The sequence below is a fragment of the Fusobacterium sp. IOR10 genome (assembly GCF_010367435.1).
Taxonomy (GTDB): Bacteria; Fusobacteriota; Fusobacteriia; order Fusobacteriales; family Fusobacteriaceae; genus Fusobacterium_B.
The window spans coordinates 17,131-35,838 of record NZ_WJWY01000003.1 but is presented as its reverse complement, the minus strand read 5'-3'; the positions used below and the strand labels follow the sequence as shown (position 1 = coordinate 35,838).

Annotated in this window: 13 protein-coding genes; 6 read left to right on the top strand and 7 right to left on the bottom strand. The window is 28.5% G+C overall.

Going from position 1 to position 18,708, the window contains the following annotated elements:
• Nucleotide 1: 1 nt before the first annotated feature.
• Both GIL12_RS01120 and pepF read right to left on the bottom strand, forming a co-directional pair.
• Entirely contained in the window at nt 2–1,783 is a 1,782-nt protein-coding gene (locus GIL12_RS01120) for an adenine deaminase (RefSeq protein ID WP_163468267.1), read from the bottom strand.
• Between the two features lie 176 nt (nt 1,784–1,959).
• Complete coding sequence (gene pepF, locus GIL12_RS01115; RefSeq protein ID WP_163468265.1) at nt 1,960–3,774, bottom strand: oligoendopeptidase F; 1,815 nt, start codon at nt 3,772–3,774, stop codon at nt 1,960–1,962.
• A gap of 156 nt (nt 3,775–3,930) precedes the next feature.
• Between pepF and GIL12_RS01110 the strand changes: the two genes are divergently transcribed.
• From GIL12_RS01110 to GIL12_RS01090, 5 genes are all read left to right on the top strand, one after another.
• Nucleotides 3,931–4,803 (top strand): LysR family transcriptional regulator, encoded by an 873-nt coding sequence (locus GIL12_RS01110; protein ID WP_163468263.1) that lies wholly within the window; start codon nt 3,931–3,933, stop codon nt 4,801–4,803.
• 19 nt (nt 4,804–4,822) lie between these two features.
• Nucleotides 4,823–5,401 carry a D-sedoheptulose 7-phosphate isomerase gene (gene gmhA, locus GIL12_RS01105; protein WP_163468261.1) on the top strand — a complete coding sequence of 193 codons (579 nt, stop codon included), beginning with the start codon at nt 4,823–4,825 and terminating at the stop codon, nt 5,399–5,401.
• A gap of 56 nt (nt 5,402–5,457) precedes the next feature.
• On the top strand, nt 5,458–6,306 hold the full coding sequence (locus GIL12_RS01100) for an endonuclease/exonuclease/phosphatase family protein (RefSeq protein WP_163468259.1): 849 nt from the start codon (nt 5,458–5,460) through the stop codon (nt 6,304–6,306).
• 22 nt (nt 6,307–6,328) lie between these two features.
• A complete protein-coding gene (locus GIL12_RS01095; protein ID WP_163468257.1) occupies nt 6,329–6,961 on the top strand; it encodes a thiamine diphosphokinase in 633 nt (210 codons plus the stop codon).
• Nucleotides 6,962–7,125: 164 nt separating this feature from the next.
• Entirely contained in the window at nt 7,126–8,349 is a 1,224-nt protein-coding gene (locus GIL12_RS01090) for a uracil-xanthine permease family protein (RefSeq protein ID WP_163468254.1), read from the top strand.
• Nucleotides 8,350–8,419: 70 nt separating this feature from the next.
• On the opposite strand, the gene GIL12_RS01085 is transcribed toward GIL12_RS01090, so the two are convergent.
• Nucleotides 8,420–9,769, bottom strand: coding sequence for a sodium-dependent transporter (locus GIL12_RS01085; protein WP_203522461.1), 1,350 nt, complete (start codon nt 9,767–9,769; stop codon nt 8,420–8,422).
• 619 nt (nt 9,770–10,388) lie between these two features.
• On the opposite strand from GIL12_RS01085, the gene brnQ reads away from it, so the two are divergent.
• Entirely contained in the window at nt 10,389–11,660 is a 1,272-nt protein-coding gene (brnQ, locus tag GIL12_RS01080) for a branched-chain amino acid transport system II carrier protein (RefSeq protein WP_163468252.1), read from the top strand.
• Nucleotides 11,661–11,795: 135 nt separating this feature from the next.
• Here brnQ and GIL12_RS01075 read toward each other — a convergent pair whose 3' ends face one another.
• The 4 genes from GIL12_RS01075 to clpX are packed head-to-tail and all read right to left on the bottom strand — an operon-like array spanning nt 11,796 to nt 18,685.
• Complete coding sequence (locus tag GIL12_RS01075) at nt 11,796–14,453, bottom strand: valine--tRNA ligase (protein WP_163468250.1); 2,658 nt, start codon at nt 14,451–14,453, stop codon at nt 11,796–11,798.
• Between the two features lie 18 nt (nt 14,454–14,471).
• Nucleotides 14,472–15,074: a ribosome biogenesis GTP-binding protein YihA/YsxC gene (yihA, locus tag GIL12_RS01070; protein WP_163468248.1), complete on the bottom strand. Its 603-nt coding sequence runs from the start codon at nt 15,072–15,074 to the stop codon at nt 14,472–14,474.
• Nucleotides 15,075–15,097: 23 nt separating this feature from the next.
• Nucleotides 15,098–17,416, bottom strand: coding sequence for an endopeptidase La (gene lon / locus GIL12_RS01065; RefSeq protein WP_163468246.1), 2,319 nt, complete (start codon nt 17,414–17,416; stop codon nt 15,098–15,100).
• A gap of 3 nt (nt 17,417–17,419) precedes the next feature.
• Nucleotides 17,420–18,685 carry an ATP-dependent Clp protease ATP-binding subunit ClpX gene (gene clpX / locus GIL12_RS01060; protein WP_163468244.1) on the bottom strand — a complete coding sequence of 422 codons (1,266 nt, stop codon included), beginning with the start codon at nt 18,683–18,685 and terminating at the stop codon, nt 17,420–17,422.
• Between the last annotated feature and the right edge of the window lie 23 nt (nt 18,686–18,708).

Below are 18,708 nucleotides of genomic sequence, written 5' to 3'. Positions count from 1 at the left end.
TTTATTTTATATTTGTTTCTAAAATTGGATTAAATATTTTAAGCTCTATACAGTCAACTGGTCCAACATCTGTTATAGCATAGTCTGGAATAGCTGTTATAGGTAAGAAAAACATATACATTAGAGGCTCTGGTAAATCACAACCTAACTCATTTGCTCCTTTAGATAATAATTTTTCTATTCTTGCTATTTCTTCTGGTTCTGCATCGCTGCATATTCCTCCAACTGGTAATGGTAAAAATTCTATAATTTTTCCATCACAAACAACCACTTGTCCTCCACCATTTTCAATTAAATAATTTACTGCAACTGCCATATCAGAAGCACTTGCTCCAAGTACAACAATATTATTATCATCTGGTGCTGCTGAAGAAGCCATTGCTCCTCTTTTTAACTTCCATCCTGAACAAAAAGCTAAAGATTTATTTCCATTTTTCCCAAATCTTTCTAAAACCGAAACCATTAAAACATCATTTTCAATATCTGGTTTTACAATATGATTTTCAACTTCCAATATAGCATCTCTTCTTTTTCTAACAAATGGACCTATAACATTCATAGAAAGCACCTTTACTTTTCCATTTTCTTGTTCAACTTTATATTGAAAATCTGATGGTAAAACCTTATCACATTTTAATTTACTTGTTAATAATTCACTTCTTTTTGGAGCTTTTAACTCATATGTAAGTTTTTTATTTTTAGCAACTATTTTCCCATTTGTAATTACAGTGTTCACTTTAAATTCTTCTAAATTATCAACTAAAAGAATATCTGCTATTCTTCCAGGAGAAACTGATCCAATTAAATGATCTATTCTATAAGCCTCTGCACTATTTATAGTTGCCATTTGTATTGCTGTGATAGGTTCTATACCTTGTTTTATAGCTAATCTAACAACATTGTCTAAATGTCCTTTTTCTAAAACATCTGTAGCTGTAACATCGTCAGTACAAAAACTTACACGCCTTGCAAAATATGGATTAACCTCTGTAACTGCTCTCATATTTTCTTCTAAGAAATGAGTTACAGATGATTCTCTAATTAACATATGCATTCCATTTCTCATTTTTTCAACAACTTCTTCATGGGTATAACTTTCATGATCCAAACGTACACCACTACATAAATAGCCATTTAATTCTTTTCCCCTAGCCATTGGTGCACAACCAAAAACTGGTAATCTATTTTTAGATGCCTCAGCTATTGCTCCTAAAGTATTTTCGTCTTCCTCTTGAATAAACTCTCTAACTGTTTCCCAAACTCCAAAACATTCAGGCCATTTTTGAACATTTTCATGAACTTCCTTAGTAAAATTAAAAGAAATAGTAGATTGTGGAATAGTATAAGGAGTTTGATGAGGAGCTCCCCAAAATACTTTTAAAGGGCTTAGTTTAATTTCTTCAAAGATTTCTTTTAATCCCTCTAAACCTGAAACTGAAATATATTCATCTAAGCCAGATATCATGCTTGTTGTCCCACAAGGAACTACTGCTTTAGCATAACTAGTAATACTTAATTTACTACACTCACTGTGAATATGTCCATCAATAAGCCCTGGTGTTATATATTTCCCAGAAGCATCTAAAATTTCAGTTGCATCTCCAATATAATCATCTACATTTCCTATTGCAACTATAGTATCCTTATAAATTGCAACATCTGCAGGATATATTTCATTTGACATTACATTTACTAATGTCCCTTTGGAAATGACCAAATCTGCAGGTATTATTCCTCTTCCTGCTCTTACCAATTCTTTTAAGTTTGTAACTGTTTGTTCCATAATTCCTCCATTTTTAAATTTAAATTTTATAATTTTAAATAAAAAAGATACTCTACGGCCTTAAAAGGCGAACCAGGTTTCCCGTCCTGCGTCTAGTATCTAAAATGGAATTTTATTCAGTTATTACTGATATTTGATAAAAACAACTTTATCATATTCTTTTTTATTCGTCAACCTTAAATTTCTTTTTCTAATAATTTAATTAATTTTTCCATTTCTTTGCTTACTGCTGCAAAATTATCTTTTTCCTCTAAATTTACTCCTGCAAGTTTTAGTTGTTCAACAGGATAATTATTTCCACCTGAACTTAATAGTTTTAAATATTTTTCACAAGCTATAGTTCTTTCTTCATTACTATATTTCTCATCTGTTACTAGTTCAAATAATTTTGATGAAGCTGAGAAACTTGTGGCATATTGATAAACATAGTATGGAGAATTGAAAAAATGTGGAATTCTTGCCCAAATAATTTTTTGTAAATCATCCATTACAAGTTCATCACCAAAATAATCTTTAAATAATTTTTCCATTAAATTATCTAAAATATCAGTGGTTATACTTTCTCCCTTTTCAACAATTTTGTAAGCTTCATATTCATAATTGGCAAATAAAGCTTGTAAATAATAAGTTCCCATAATGTTTCCAATAGCTTCTTCTATTAATGCTATTCTCTCTTTTTTGTCCTCTGTATTTTCTAGCATATATTTTAAAAGTAATTTTTCATTAAAAGTTGAGGCTACTTCTGCAACAAAAATAGTATAATCATTAGTGGCATAAGGCTGATTTTTTGTTGAATACATACTGTGAAGAGTATGTCCTAATTCATGGGCTAAAGTAAAAACAGAATCCATGGTACCATTATAATTTAAAAGCATATAAGGATGAACATCGTAAATATTTATAGAATAAGCACCGCTTCTTTTATTAGGTGTTTCAAAAACATCAAGCCATCCATCACCTATAGCTTTTTTTAAATTTTCAAAATATTTATCTCCTAAAGGTTTTACTGAATTTAATACAATATCTTTAGCTTCATCATAAGAAAATTCTCTTTTATAATCTACTATTTTTATTTGATTATCATAGTAATGATATTTGTCTAATTTTAAGTATTTTTTTCTTAGACTTATATATTTTTTTAATGGTTCCGAATTTTCTCTAGCAGATTCTATTAAATTTTCATAAACTTTCACAGGAATATTATCAGGTTCCAAAGCTTGATCTAAAGTTGTTTTATAGTTTTTAGCTTTTATAAAAGCCACATCTCTTTGTAACTGACTTTTATATATTGAAGCATATGTATTTTTATTGATTTCATAGGCTTTATATAAAGCCTCAAAAGCATTTCTTCTATCTTCCACATTTCTACTTTCCCCTAAAATTTTAGAATACATTCCATTTGTAACTTCAACCTCTTCCCCAGAGGATAATTTTATTTTGTTCCATTTTATATCTGATATTGAAAGTTCATTATATATTGAATTTGTTGCTCCCATGTATTGTCCAAAATAAGATAATAATTTTTCCTTTTCCATATCTAAAACATGAGTTTTAAGCCTGTATATTTCCTTTAATCCAAATTTATTTTCTTGCAATTTTTCATTGCTTTCTATCCATTTATCCATTGTATCCTCTGGTATCTCAAGAATTTTAGGAGTTACCCAAGAGGAAACAACACCATATTCTGAGTAGATATATTCAATATCTTGTAATTTTTTAGAAACAAATTGATCAACAGAATTTAAATCTTTCCACATAAAAGCATAGATATATAATTTTTCCAATCTTCTTTCTATTTTTTCTTGTAAATTTATTAAAGAAACAAAGCTTTCTTTATCTTCTTTGATTTTATCTTGAAACTTAGAAATACCCTTTATATCTTCCTTTAATTTACCAATATCTTTATCCCATTTATCCCAATTTTCATAGATATCCTCTAGTTTCCATTTATACTTTTCATCTATCATTTCTCTATTAATAACTTTATCCATATTAATCTCCTTTGTATTAATTTTTCTTTATATTCAGATTATAACAAATTAATTTTCTTTTTTTAAATATTTTTGATTTTATATATGAAATATATACTTTATATGATAGAATATATTTAGATCTTAGAGTATACGCTCTTGATTAAGGAGGAATTTATGGATTTACATTATTTAAAAATTTTTTACGAAGTAGCTAAAGAAAAAAGTTTCACTAAAGCAGCAAATAGATTATTTATTAATCAGTCAGCTGTTTCTATTCAAGTAAAGAAATTTGAAGAAATTTTAAATACTAAATTGTTTGATAGAAGTTCTAAAAAAATAAGACTTACCTATACTGGAGAAGCTCTGTATAAAATGGCTGAAGATATTTTCAACAAAGTTCAAAGAACAGAAAAAGAAATCAATAGAATTATTAAATTAGGTAAAGCTAAAATCATAATTGGTTCTACTTCTATAATCGGAGATCCACTTTTACCTAGATTAATGGAAGAATTTGGTCATTCTCACAATGAAATTGAATATGAAATTAAAATATCAGATAAAGTTATTCTTTTAAAAGAATTAAAAGAAGGAGAAATAGATATAGCTTTAGTTGATGAAGAGCATATTATTGACCCTAACCTAGATGTTATTACTGTTGAAAAAGTTCCATATGTTTTGATAACTTCAAACAAAGACATTTCAATTGAAAATATCTCTGAATATCCTCTTATTACTAGAACTAATGTTCCTAACAACACCAAAGCTATTAATTACTTAGAAGATAAATATAATTTTATATTTGAAAATAAAATTTCAGTTTTAGGAAGTTTAGAAGTAATTAAAGGTATGGTAAAAAAAGATATTGCAAATGTTATTTTACCTTATTATTCAGTTTCTAAAGAAATTTTAAATGGAACTTTTAAAATAGTAGAAGAATTAGAAGAAATTAAAGATGGATATCAATTAGTTATAACTAAGGATAAGGCTAATCTTACTCCAATAATTAAGTTTTTAAATTTTATGTCACATTATAAAATTAACGGCTAAATAATAGAAAGGACAAATTATGAATTTAATAAAATCATATAAAGATGAATTAGAACTACTTATTAACTTTATAAAAGAAGAAGAAAATAATAAAACAACAGAAAAAATTGCCATTGAGTTGGCTAAAATTTTCACTTGTGGAAATAAAGTTATGATTTGCGGAAATGGTGGAAGTAACTGTGACGCAATGCATTTTGCAGAGGAATTTACAGGTAGATTTAGAAACGAAAGAAGAGCACTTCCTGCTATTTCCATATCTGATTCTTCTCATATAACTTGTGTTGGAAATGATTATGGATTTAATTCTATTTTTTCTAAAGGTATTGAAGCCTTTGGAAAAGAAAATGATATGTTAATTGGAATTTCCACTAGTGGAAATTCAGACAATGTTATTAAAGCTATAAAGACAGCTAAGGAAATAGGAATGAAAACTGTTGCCCTTCTTGGAAAAGATGGAGGACAATTAAAGGGAATTTGTGATTATGAATTTATTATTCCTGGAGAGACTTCAGATAGAATCCAAGAAATTCATATGATGATCCTTCATATTATTATTGAAGGTGTGGAAAAAATTATGTTTCCAGAAAACTATTTATAAACTCTAAAGGGCAGAATATTTCTGCCTTTTATTTTGACTAATAATCGAGGTAATTTATGAAATCAATATTTTTAACTATTTTTATTTCAATATATTTTATTTCATTTTCTAATGATAATCCCTACTCTACAAAGGATAATACTGCCTATATATCTTCATTTAATGTTTTAAGACTAGGACAAAATCAAAAAAATTATACTGAATTAGCTAGCATAGTTTCTGAGTTTGATATAATTGGTTTAATTGAAGTTTCAAATAAAAATGGAGTTGAAAAATTAGTAGATAATATGAACAAAATTTCAAAAGAAAAGTGGGATTATCATATAGCTTCTTATCCTGTGGGGACTAGGAAGTATAAGGAATATTATGCTTACGTATATAAAATTAATAGAGTTAAATTTATAAAATCTAGAGGTTATTTCAAAGATAAAAATAACGATTTTATTAGGGAGCCTTACGGGGCAGATTTTAAAATAAATAACTTTGATTTTACTTTTATTTTATTACATTCTATATATGGGAAACGTAAAAGCTTTAGAGTTGCTGAAGCTGAAGCTTTACCTAAAGTATATGAATATTTCCAAGATTTAGATAAAAAAGAAAATGATATATTAATTGGTGGAGATTTTAATTTATCTGTTAGAAATGAAGGATTTAAATCTTTGCTTTCCCATGAAGACAGTGTAATAAATTGTATTTCCCCTAATTTAAAGACAACTATTGGAACAAAAAAATTAGCCAATCAATATGATAATATTTTTGTTTCAAAAAAATATACAAAGGAGTATAATAATATAAGTGGTACCATTGACTATACAAATGGTAACTATGAATATTGTAGAAAATATATTTCTGATCATCTCCCTATTTTTATAGAGGTGAGTACTGATTTAGACGATGATTAGAATTAATGATGAAAGGATTTTTATGAAAAACAAAGCATTTATTTTCTTAAATGGTAGTATGGATACTACTAAAAATTTCTATAAAGAAATCTTGAAAAATGAGGAAAACATTTTTTGTGCAGATGGAGGGGTTAAATTTGCATTGGAATTAAATTTAAAACCACTGGAAATCTGGGGAGATCTAGATTCCTGTGATAAAAATTTAATTGATAAAGCTAGAAGTTTAAATTGTATTATTAATAAATTTAATTCTGAAAAAGATCTAACTGATGGTGAGTTATTAATTTCAGATATCTCAAGGAGAAATTATGATGAAATTATTATCCTAGGTGGACTAGGAGGAAGAACTGATCATTTTTTAACTAATTTAAATTTATTATTTAAATACAACAACATTGTTTTTTTAAGTGACACAGAAAAAATCTTTAGAGTTACTTCAGATTTTCATATTATAAATGAAATCAATAAAACTGTTTCCTTTATTCCTATGACTGATGCTGTCCATAATTTAACCCTAAGGGGTTTTAAATATCCTTTAAATAATTTTTTATTATATAGGGGAGATTCTATTTGTAATAGCAATGTTATTACTGAGTCAACAGCTCATATCACTTTTTCAATTGGAAAGCTTATTGGGATTATTGAAAATTTATAATAAAACTATTTGACTTTCTATTTTCTAATGTGATAGAATAGTAAAAATACGTAAAAATTTAAGAAAATTTGTGAAAACTCTCAAATTTTTTTTGTCCAAAAATAAGTGATCTTATTTATTTTAAAGTTATTACATAAATTTAATATATTAATGGAGGTTAATGAATGAATGAAATTAACACTAAAGGAAAACTAGTCCTGGGGCTTCAGCACATCTTAGCTATGTTTGGAGCTACTGTACTTGTACCTTTCCTTACTGGATTAAATCCTTCAGTTGCTCTTTTATCAGCAGGTCTTGGAACTTTAATCTTTCATGCATGTACTAAGAAAATCGTCCCTGTATTTTTAGGATCTTCTTTTGCATTTATCGGAGCTATCTCTCTTGTTTTAAGGGAAAATGGTATAGCTGAAGTTAAAGGTGGAGTTATCGCTGCAGGTCTTGTCTATGTTTTAGTTAGCCAACTTGTTAGAATTTTTGGTGTAGAAAAAGTAAAATCTTTCTTCCCACCAATAGTTGTTGGACCAACTATCGTTGTTATAGGATTGAGACTTAGTCCCACTGCTCTTTCAATGGCAGGATATTCCAATGGAATATTTGATACTAGAAGTTTAATTGTATCTGGAACTGTTGTTATTTGTATGGTACTTGTATCTTTATTAGGAAAATCTTTCTTTAAGTTAGTACCTATCCTTCTATCTGTAGTTATTGGATATCTAGTTGCCATGGCACTTGGAATGGTTGACTTTACTCCAATAAGAGAGGCTAGTTGGATTGGATTTTCTCCAGAAGCTTGGACTTCCCTTACCACTGTACCTAAATTTAGTCTAACTAGTGTACTTGCAATTGCACCTATTGCCTTTGTTGTATTTATTGAACACATTGGAGATATTACTACTAATGGAGCAGTTGTTGGAAAAGATTTCTTTGCTAATCCTGGTATTTCAAGAACTTTACTTGGAGATGGAATGGCTACTGTGGTAGCTGGATTATTAGGAGGTCCTGCAAATACAACTTATGGTGAAAATACTGGTGTTTTAGCAGTAACTAAAGTTTATGACCCTGCTATTTTAAGAATCGCAGCTTGCTATGCAATTGTCCTTTCATTTATTGGGAAATTTGGTGTTATTTTACAAACTATACCTACTCCTGTTATGGGTGGTATATCTGTTATTCTATTTGGAATGATTGCTTCTGTTGGAATGAGAACTCTTATTGAATACAAAGTGGATTTTTCCATATCTAGAAATTTGATTATAGCTTCTCTTATTCTTGTGCTTGGTATTGGAATAAATAATATCACAATTTGGAGAACTGTTTCTTTATCTGGTCTTGCAATAGCAGCTCTAGTTGGAGTTACATTAAACAAATTCTTCCCAGAAGACAGATAATAAAATAAAAAGAGGTGAGTACTTATTAATAAGTACTCGCCTCTTTTTTTAGAAGTTTTTTAATATCCTTTTAAACATTTATAATTCCCAATGATTTTAGTAATATTACTACTAAAATTACAGGAGCTACATATTTTAACATTCCAAACCAAACTTTAAACATTTTAAATTTAATAGTTCCATCATTTGTAATTTGTTTGTAAAGGTCTTCTTTTTTCCAAACATAACCTATGAATATACAAGTTAAAAGTCCACTAATTGGTAGGAAAACATTATCAGTTAAGTAACATAAGAAATCAAAGAAATTCATTCCGAAAAATATTCTTAAATCTGACCAAACTCCCATTGATAAAGAAGAAGGAACACCTAATAAAAATAATGCTGCTGTTAAAATTATAACTGCTTTTTGTCTTTTTATTTTAAATTGATCCACAAGTAAAGAAGTACTAACTTCTAAAAGAGAAATTGAAGATGTTAATGCTGCAAATAAAACCAACACAAAGAACATCAATCCAAACAATTTTCCAAAAGCCATTTGTTCAAATACTGCTGGTAATGTAATAAACATTAATCCTGGTCCTGCACCTGGTTTAAATCCTAGAGCAAATACTGCTGGTAAAATTGCAAAACCTGCTAACACAGCTACTATTGTATCTAAAATTGGTACTTTTATTGCATTACCTAATAAATTTTCTTCTTTTCTTAAGTAACTACCATATGTTACTGTGATACCCATTGCTAAACTTAATGAATAGAAAACTTGACTTAGTGCATCTAATACAACTGAACCATTAAGTTTAGAAAAATCTGGTTTTAAGAAAAATTTGATTCCTGCACCTGCACCTGGTAAAGTCACTGAACGTATACAAATTAAAATTAATAATCCAAATAATGCTGGCATCATAAATTTACTTGCCTTTTCAATTCCACTTGAAACTCCTTTGAAAACTATTGCTGCTGTAGCTATCATAAAGAATAAATGAAATATTATTGGGCCATTTGTACTACTAATATAATTAGTAAAATATGTTGCTTTATCCCCTGATATTCCACCACTTAAGAATGAAAAAACATATTTCAAAACCCATCCACCAATAACACTGTAATAAGATAAAATTAGAAAACTAATAAAAATTTGTAATAATCCTAAGTATTTCCAATTTTCACTAACTTTTCTAAATGCACCTAAAGCATCTGAATGTCCATTTCTACCTATTGCCATCTCAGCTAATATCATTGTGAACCCAATAAGTCCAACAAAAATTAAATATACAAATAAGTAAGCTCCTCCACCATTTTTACCAGCTAAATATGGAAATTTCCATAAATTCCCCAATCCTACAGCTGATCCTGCTGCTGCTAAAATAAATCCTAAGGTTGAACTCCATTCTCCCCTTTTTTCTTTTTTTTCCGTCATCATAATCCCCCTGTTTTATATTAAATTTTATTTAAAACAACTGTTTAACTTTTTTTTACAAATTGTTTGTTTTTTTGGTATATATATTCTAATTTTATAGCATATTTTTCACTTATGACAATTATTCTAACTAAAATTTTAATTTATGTCAACTTTTTTTTTAATATAAATTTTATTTATTAAAAAATATTAGCTATATATATTGGTTTCAAAAGATTAATATATTTTAATTTTAATTAAAGATTTTATTTTCTTAATCACTAACTTTATGATTTATTTATTGACATAAAACCCAATATCTGATAAAATTATATTATTATAATTTTTCAAAGGAGAAATATTTATGTTTAATAATACACTTAAAATATTCATAATAAATATTTTACTGATACTAATAACTATATTAGTGCTACTAATACTAGTCATACGTAACAGATTTTTTAGTATGAATAAGAGTATATTAGGTTTCTTAAAACATAAATTTTTATATAAATTAAATTATCATTGCAATTTTGCGTAAATATAATTTAGTTTTAAAAATATATATTTAAGTTATCATCAACCTAATTGCTTATGATTAGGTTGTTTTTTATTGTTAAGGTTTAAAGGGGGATGTGTGTGTATGAATAAGAAAAAAGAGATTTTAGTGCTTGGTTTTGCACTATTTGCAATGTTTTTTGGAGCTGGAAACCTTATATTTCCGCCTTCTGTTGGTGTAAATATGGGATCCAACTGGCTTTTAGCTGGATTTGGTTTTTTACTTACTGGAGTTGGACTTCCACTTTTAGGGGTTCTTGCATTTACTAAAGTTGGAGAGGTTGAAAATTTTGCTAAAATTATTTCTCCTAAGTTTAATACTCTGTATTATTCTATTCTTATTTTAGTAATTGGTCCGTTATTTGCAATTCCTAGAACAGGATCTACTACAATTGAAATGGGAGTTTTGCCAATGTTACCAAATGCCAATCATTTTATGATTTCAATTATAACATCAGTTGCCTTCTTTGGTATTACTCTTGCTCTTGTTTTAAAAGAATCTAAAATTACAGATATTATTGGAAAATTTCTTACTCCTATAATTTTAATTATTTTAGCTGCAGTTACTATTATTGGCTTAACTACAGACATTGGAACTCCTATTGTTTCAAAAGCAGAGAAAGTATTTTCATATGGATTCGTTCAAGGATATCAAACTATGGATGCTCTTGCTTCTGTTATATTTGGGGTTGTTATTGTTAAAGGGTTAGAGGGAAAAGGAATTAAAGATCCACATGAGCAAAGATCTTATTTAAGTGGTGCTGCTATTATTGCTGCTTTAGGCCTTGGACTTATTTACTTATCTTTAATGTATCTTGGTTCTAGAGTTAGTGGAGTTGAAAGTGGTGCTGCTACTACAAGTTCTGCGCTTTATATAGCTGAAATTACTCTAGGATCCATTGGTAAATTAGCCTTTGGTGTTTGTGTGTCTGTGGCTTGTCTTACTACTTCAGTTGGACTTGTTGCCCTTGTAAGTGATTGGTTTGAAAGAATCACTCCATTTTCTTATAAAGGAATTGCTATTTTCACTTGTATTTTTTCAGCTTTAATGGCAATTGGAGGAGTGGATTTCATTATAAAATTATCAATTCCTGTTTTGATAATTCTTTATCCAATAACTATTGTTTTGATTTTATTAAATATGTTTGGAATTGAAAATAAAACTGTTTTTAAATCAGTATCTTATACAGCTTTAATTATTGCTACTTTAGAGGTTTTAGGAAGTACTTTCCATATATCTAGTCTTTCTAAAATGATTGAATATATTCCTCTTGCAAAAAATGGTTTCTCATGGCTAGTTCCATGTGTAATTGTTTTTGTAGTTAGTTTATTCTTCTCTAGTAAAAAAAATAATTAATACAACTTTCATTAGATTATATAATATTAGGTGCTAGTATTTTTTAATATTAGCACCTTTTTTATACAATTAATAAAAAATCCTTCAGCTAAAAACTGAAGGATTAAATATATTTGTTTTTCTTAATTGAGTCTATTAATTATTTCTTAATTCTTTTATATTTTCAGAAAGTTTATTAAATTTATCTTGATATTCCCTTTGAATTCTTCTATCTCTTTCTAAAATATTTTCTGGAGCTTTTGCTAAGAATTTTTCATTGGATAATTTCTTATTTATCTTTTCTAATTCTTTTTCTACTTTTGACAAATGAGATTCTAATTTCTTGATTTCACTTTCAACATCTAAAAGACCTGTAAGAATCATATAAACCTCTGAATTCATATTTACTCTAAATCCACTTTGTGCTGGTTTTTCTATCTCTTTTCCATAATTAAGTTCTTCTAAATTACATAATTTTGTTATAAACATATAATTATCTTCTATTGTTTTAAGTTCATTATCATCAGATGTTTTAATAACAACTTTTGCTAATTTAGCTGGAGATATTGAAGCTTCTGCTCTAATATTTCTAAGAGATGATACTATTCCTTGAATATAGGCAAAAGATTTTTCCACATCTTTATTTACTTGAGAATCATCACAAACTGGATATTTTTCTAACATTATTGTTTCTCCGTTAGTTTTTATTTTTTGCCAAATTTCCTCTGTTATAAATGGCATGAATGGATGTAATAATCTCATTCCTGCTTCTAAAATAGACCATAAAACATATTGAGCTGTAATTTTTTGATCCTTATCATCTGAATTATACAATCTAATTTTTGCTAATTCAACGTACCAATCACAAAAATCTCCTCTTAAAAATTCATAAACAGATTTTGCAGCTTCATCCAATTGGAACTTATCTAATTTGTCTGCAACTTCTTTAGCTGTTGCATTTAATCTTGAGAATATCCATTCATCCACAAGCTCATATTTCAATTCTTCTGCTTTAACTTTAGTTACATCAAAACCTTCTAAATTCATTATAACAAATCTTGAAACATTCCAAATTTTGTTGGAAAAATTTCTTCCCATTTCTATTAATTTTTCAGAGAAATGAACATCTTGACCTTGAGATGTATTATATAGCATTGTAAATCTAATTGCATCTGCTCCATACTTATCTATTAAATCAAGTGGATTAGGAGAATTTCCTAATGATTTTGACATTTTTCTACCTAAATCATCCCTTACTATTCCGTGAAGATATACATTATGAAATGGAATTTCCCCTTGAGTATACTCTCCAAACATTATCATTCTAGCTACCCAGAAGAATAAAATATCTGCTCCTGTTACTAGGGTAGAAGTTGGATAGAATAATTCCAATTCTTTTGTTTTATTTGGCCAACCTAAAGTTGAAAATGGCCAAAGTGCTGATGAGAACCAAGTATCTAAAACATCTGTTTCTTGTTCTAATTTCACATCCTTACCATAAAATTCTTTAGCTTGTGCATAGGCTTCTGCTTCGTCATGAGCAACAAACATTTTTTTATCTGGTCCATACCAAGCAGGTATTCTATGTCCCCACCAAATTTGTCTTGAAATGCACCAATCTCTTATATTATCAAGCCAGTTATAATATACCTTTTCCCATCTTTTTGGCATTATTTTTACTTCGCCATTTCTAACTACTTCCAATGCCTTTTCTGCAAGAGGTTTCATTTTTACAAACCATTGTTTAGATACTCTAGGTTCTATTACAGTTTTACATCTATAACATGTACCTACATTATGAGATCTAGCTTCAAATTTTACTAAATATCCCTCTGCTTTTAAATCTTCAACTATTTTATCTCTAGCTTCAAATCTATCCATTCCAGAATACTTATATCCTTCAGCTATTTTAGCATCCTTTGTAAATACATTGATAATTGGAAGATTAAATTTTTCTCCAATTGCAAAGTCATTGGGATCATGAGCTGGAGTTATTTTCAAGGCTCCTGTTCCAAATTCCATATCTACATATGAATCTGCAACTATTTCTATTTCTCTACCAACTAATGGAAGTATTGCTTTTTTACCAACTAAATGCTTATATCTCTCGTCATCTGGGTGAACTGCTATAGCCACATCCCCTAACATTGTTTCAGGTCTTGTAGTTGCTATTGTTAATTTTTCATCTGTTCCTTTAACTGAATAATTAACATACCAAAATCCACCATCTATATCTTCAAATTCCACTTCATCATCTGCAATTGCAGTTCCACATCTTGGGCACCAATTTACCATATATTCACCTTGATAAATTAAACCATCATTGTATAGTTTGATAAATATATCCTTTACAGATTCTGAAAGTCCTTCGTCCATAGTGAATCTTTCCCTATCCCAATCAAGAGAAGCTCCTATTTTTCTAAGTTGAGAAGTTATTATCCCACCATGTTTTTCTTTCCATTTCCATGTTTCTTCTATAAATTTTTCTCTTCCTAAATCTTCCTTTGTCAATCCTTCATCTGCTAGTTTTCTTTCAACTTTATTTTGTGTAGCTATTCCAGCATGGTCCATTCCAGGCATCCACAAAGTATTGTATTCTGACATTCTCTTAAATCTTATTAATGTATCTTGAATACTATTATTTAAAATATGCCCCATATGTAGTATTCCTGTTACATTTGGTGGTGGAATCATTATAGAATAATTATTCTTTTTTTCATCCATAGTTGCTGCAAAATATTTAGAATCCTCCCAAATTTTATACCACTTTTTTTCTATTTCTTTAGGAGAATATACCTTTTCTAATTCTTTCATTACTCCTACCTCCAAATTTTAATTGTTTTCTACTCTATATTTGTCAACTACTTTTCCAACATAATCTAATATTTCTTGTTTTCCTGTATTTTTTAGTGAAGAATGAAAAAATACATCATCATGATCAAATTCTAATTTAGTTTTAATAGCTTTTAAACATTTGCTTTTAACATTATTTGAAACCTTATCCATTTTTGTGAAAATAATTTTAAATGGTGTTTCAAAATGCTCTAGCCAATTTAACATTTCCAAATCTTCTCCACTTGGAACTCTTCTAATATCCAAAAGAACAAATACTAATTTTTTCCTAGGACTAGATAAATATCTTTCCATAGTTGTTCCCCATTCAGCTTTAACCGCTTTAGGTACTTTTGCAAAACCATACCCTGGTAAATCAACAAAGTAAAATTCATTATTCATTATAAAATAATTAATAAGTTGTGTTCTACCTGGAGTTTTACTTGTTCTTGCTAATTTTTTTCTTCCTGTTATACTATTTATTAAAGATGATTTTCCAACATTGGATCTCCCAACAAAGGCAAATTCTATTCCCCCTAATTCTTCTGGATAATCCTTATCATAAACTGCTGATTTTACAAAATCTGCCTGTTTTATTTGCATAATATCTCCTAACTTTTTCTTTATTAATTGTTTTCAAAAACAATTTTTTCCACATCGTCATAAGTTTTAGCGAAATTAATTTTCATTTCTTTCAAAACTTCTTGAGGTATTTCATCCACATCAACTCTATTATCGTCAGGAAGAATAACTTCTCTTATTCCAGCTCTATGAGCCCCTATAACTTTTTCTTTAACTCCACCAATAGCAAGAACTTCTCCTGTTATTGTTACTTCCCCTGTCATTGCAACATCTTGTCTTATTTTTCTACCTGTAAGAACAGACAAAATAGCTGTTACTATTGTAATCCCTGCAGAAGGACCATCTTTTGGAGTTGCACCTTCTGGAAAATGAAGATGAATATTTTTCTTTTGTAAAAAATCTTCAGATTTTATATTATATTTTTCAAAATTAGATTTAACATAAGTAAATGCAACTTGTGCAGATTCTTTCATTACATCTCCAAGTGTACCTGTTAATGTTATATTTCCTTTTCCAGGAATTAATACCCCTTGAACTTCTAGAGTTACTCCACCAACTGATGTCCAAGCAAGTCCATTGACAATACCAACTTTGCTTTGTTTTTCCTTTAATTTTTCTAACCTAAACTTAGGTTTTCCTAAATATTTTTCTAAATTTGTAACTGTAACACTTATTTTATCTACTTTTTCATTAATAACTTTTCTAGCTAATTTTCTAAATAAGTTATTAATTTCTCTTTTTAAATTTCTAACTCCTGCTTCCCTTGTATATTCATTTATTATTTTTAATATAACTTTATCTGAAATATTAATTTTTATCTTTTCCAAACCATTTTCTTTTTGAAGTTTCTTTACTATATATTTTTTAGCTATATTTAATTTTTCAAATTCAGTGTATGAAGAAATTGAAACTATCTCCATTCTATCTATTAATGGTCTTGGTATGTTTCTTAAATCATTTGCTGTTCCAAGGAAAAAGACATCTGATAAATCAAATGGATAATCCACATAATGATCTTCAAAATGAATGTTTTGCTCTGGGTCTAAAACTTCAAGCATTGCTGAAGCTGGATCTCCTTTAAAATCACTTGCCATTTTATCAAGTTCATCTAATAATATTAATGGATTTTTAGTTCCTGCTATTTTCATAGCCTTCATTATTCTTCCAGGCATAGAACCTATGTAAGTTCTTCTATGTCCTCTTATTTCAGCTTCATCTCTTACTCCACCTAGGGATACTCTTACAAATTTTCTACCCATTGCATCTGCCACTGACTTTGCAATTGATGTTTTTCCAACCCCTGGAGGGCCAACTAAGCAAAGTATTGTTCCCTTCATTTTTGGATTAAGTTTTTTTACAGCTAAATAGTCTAGTACTTTATTTTTAACTTCTTTCAATCCATAATGATCTCTTTCTAATATTCTGTTAGCCTTCACTATATCCAAATGATCCTTTGTTGATTTTCCCCAAGGTAAATCAAGAAGAACATCTATATAATTTCTAGAAACTGAAGCTTCTGCAGAAAAAGATGGCATTTTAGAAACTTTTTTTAATTCTGCTTCTATTTTTTTTCTTACTTCTACAGGGAGTTTAGCTTTTTCAAGCCTTTTTAAAATTTCGTCATCCTCTTGACTAATTTCTTCTTCCCCTCCAAGTTCATCCTTAAGGGCATTTATTTTTTCTTTTATATAATATGCTTTTTGAGCTGCATCTATTTTTTTTCTTACTTTTTCTTCCACATTAGTTTCAATTCTTAACATTTCCATTTCATTTAATAAAATTTCTAATAAGTAAAAACCTCTTTCTTTTGCATTAAATTTTTCCAAAAGTAATTGTTTCTTTTTATTTTCTATTTTTAAATTATTACAAATTAAGTCAAAATTAGCTTCAACATTAGTACTTCCTTCTAAGCTTATTAAAACTTCCTTTGATAAATTTCTTTCTATATCTATATAGTCTTCAAATTTAGAAACAATTTTCCTATACAAGGCCATTGTCTCTTTATCATAATTAGTATCTGGTTCAACTACTGTATATTCAGCAGTTACATCACCATCTTCATCCTTTATATTTTCAACAATGACTTTTTTTTCAACCTCTATTAATAATTTAACAGTTTCGTTTGGCATTGTAATTTCTTGTAATATATTAGCTATAACACCCACTTGATATACGTCTTCTGGAAAAGAGGGATTTTCTTGTTCCATCTTTTTTTGGGAAACCAATAATAATTTAGTTTCACCCTTTTTAATTAATTTTTTTATTGTTTTTAGACTTTTTTCTCTTCCCACATATAATGGACGAACTGCTCCTGGAAATGCGATTAAGTCTCTTGTAGGTAAAAACGCTATCCTATTGCTCATTTGCTATTCCTCCCTTTTTATTAATTTTACTTTCTTATAATTGTCTAAAGAATCTTTATCAACTATAACTTTTTTTATATTTTCATCTTTTTTTGATGGAATTTCATACATTAAATCTATCATTGTTCTTTCTATAATAGCTCTTAATCCCCTAGCACCTATTTTTCTGTCTAGTGCTCTTTTTGCAATTTCTTTTAATGCTTCCTCAGTGACTTCTAATTCTATGTCTTCCATTTGAAAGAATTTTTTATATTGTTTTATTATTGCATTTTTAGGCTCAACTAATATTTTTAATAATGCTTCCTCATCTAAATTTTGAAGTGTTGTTACAAGGGGTAGTCTTCCAACTAATTCAGGAATTATTCCCTGTTTAATTAAATCTTCAGGAGTTACTTTTTTAAATACTTCCCCTTCAGCTCCTAATTTTTCCTTGGTAGCTTCTGAACCAAAACCTATACTTTTATTTTGAGTCCTTTTGTTTATTACCTTTTCTAACCCTTCAAAGGCTCCTCCAACAATAAATAGTATATTTTTAGTATCTATTTCTATTAATGGTTGGTTAGGATGTTTTCTCCCACCTTCAGGAGGAACTTGAGATTTTGTTCCCTCTATTATCTTTAATAGAGCTTGTTGAACTCCTTCTCCTGATACATCCCTTGTAATAGACATATTCTCAGATTTTCTAGCTATTTTGTCTATTTCATCTATAAATATTATCCCATATTCAGCAGCATTTACATTATAATCAGCTGCTTGCAACAATCTAACTAAAACATTCTCTACGTCGTCTCCAACATATCCAGCTTCTGTTAAAGTAGTTGCATCTGCAATTGCAAATGGAATATTTAGTATCTTTGCAAGAGTTTGAGCCATTAATGTTTTTCCTGAACCAGTTGGACCAATTACTAAAACGTTAGATTTTTGAAGTTCTATTCCATCATCTAATACTTCTTTGTTTGTTGATAATAGTTTTATTCTTTTATAATGATTGTAAACAGAAACTGAAAGAACTTTTTTAGCTTCTTCCTGACCTATTACATATTCATCTAATTTTTCTTTTATTTCTTTTGGATTTAAAAGTTTAATCTCTTCTCTTTCTTTTGTTTCTTTTTCAGATAATACTTCTTCAATAGAATCTGCAGAATATTCAAGCATTTCATAGCATGTTTCAATACACTCTTCACAAATATAAGATCCTTCTATTCCTCTAAAAAGTTTTCCTACTTCTTCTTTTCCTCTTCCACAAAAAGAACAAACTACCTTATCCATATTTTCTCCTCTCTAAATGCCTT

Bases quoted from the DNA above. Each gene is read 5' to 3' on its own strand.
- GIL12_RS01120 (WP_163468267.1), bottom strand. From the start codon at position 1,783: ATGGAACAAACAGTTACAAACTTAAAAGAATTGGTAAGAGCAGGAAGA.
- GIL12_RS01110 (WP_163468263.1), top strand. From the start codon at position 3,931: ATGGATTTACATTATTTAAAAATTTTTTACGAAGTAGCTAAAGAAAAA.
- gmhA (WP_163468261.1), top strand. From the start codon at position 4,823: ATGAATTTAATAAAATCATATAAAGATGAATTAGAACTACTTATTAAC.
- clpX (WP_163468244.1), bottom strand. From the start codon at position 18,685: ATGGATAAGGTAGTTTGTTCTTTTTGTGGAAGAGGAAAAGAAGAAGTA.
- GIL12_RS01090 (WP_163468254.1), top strand. From the start codon at position 7,126: ATGAATGAAATTAACACTAAAGGAAAACTAGTCCTGGGGCTTCAGCAC.
- brnQ (WP_163468252.1), top strand. From the start codon at position 10,389: ATGAATAAGAAAAAAGAGATTTTAGTGCTTGGTTTTGCACTATTTGCA.
- GIL12_RS01095 (WP_163468257.1), top strand. From the start codon at position 6,329: ATGAAAAACAAAGCATTTATTTTCTTAAATGGTAGTATGGATACTACT.
- lon (WP_163468246.1), bottom strand. From the start codon at position 17,416: ATGAGCAATAGGATAGCGTTTTTACCTACAAGAGACTTAATCGCATTT.
- yihA (WP_163468248.1), bottom strand. From the start codon at position 15,074: ATGCAAATAAAACAGGCAGATTTTGTAAAATCAGCAGTTTATGATAAG.
- GIL12_RS01075 (WP_163468250.1), bottom strand. From the start codon at position 14,453: ATGAAAGAATTAGAAAAGGTATATTCTCCTAAAGAAATAGAAAAAAAG.
- pepF (WP_163468265.1), bottom strand. From the start codon at position 3,774: ATGGATAAAGTTATTAATAGAGAAATGATAGATGAAAAGTATAAATGG.
- GIL12_RS01100 (WP_163468259.1), top strand. From the start codon at position 5,458: ATGAAATCAATATTTTTAACTATTTTTATTTCAATATATTTTATTTCA.
- GIL12_RS01085 (WP_203522461.1), bottom strand. From the start codon at position 9,769: ATGATGACGGAAAAAAAAGAAAAAAGGGGAGAATGGAGTTCAACCTTA.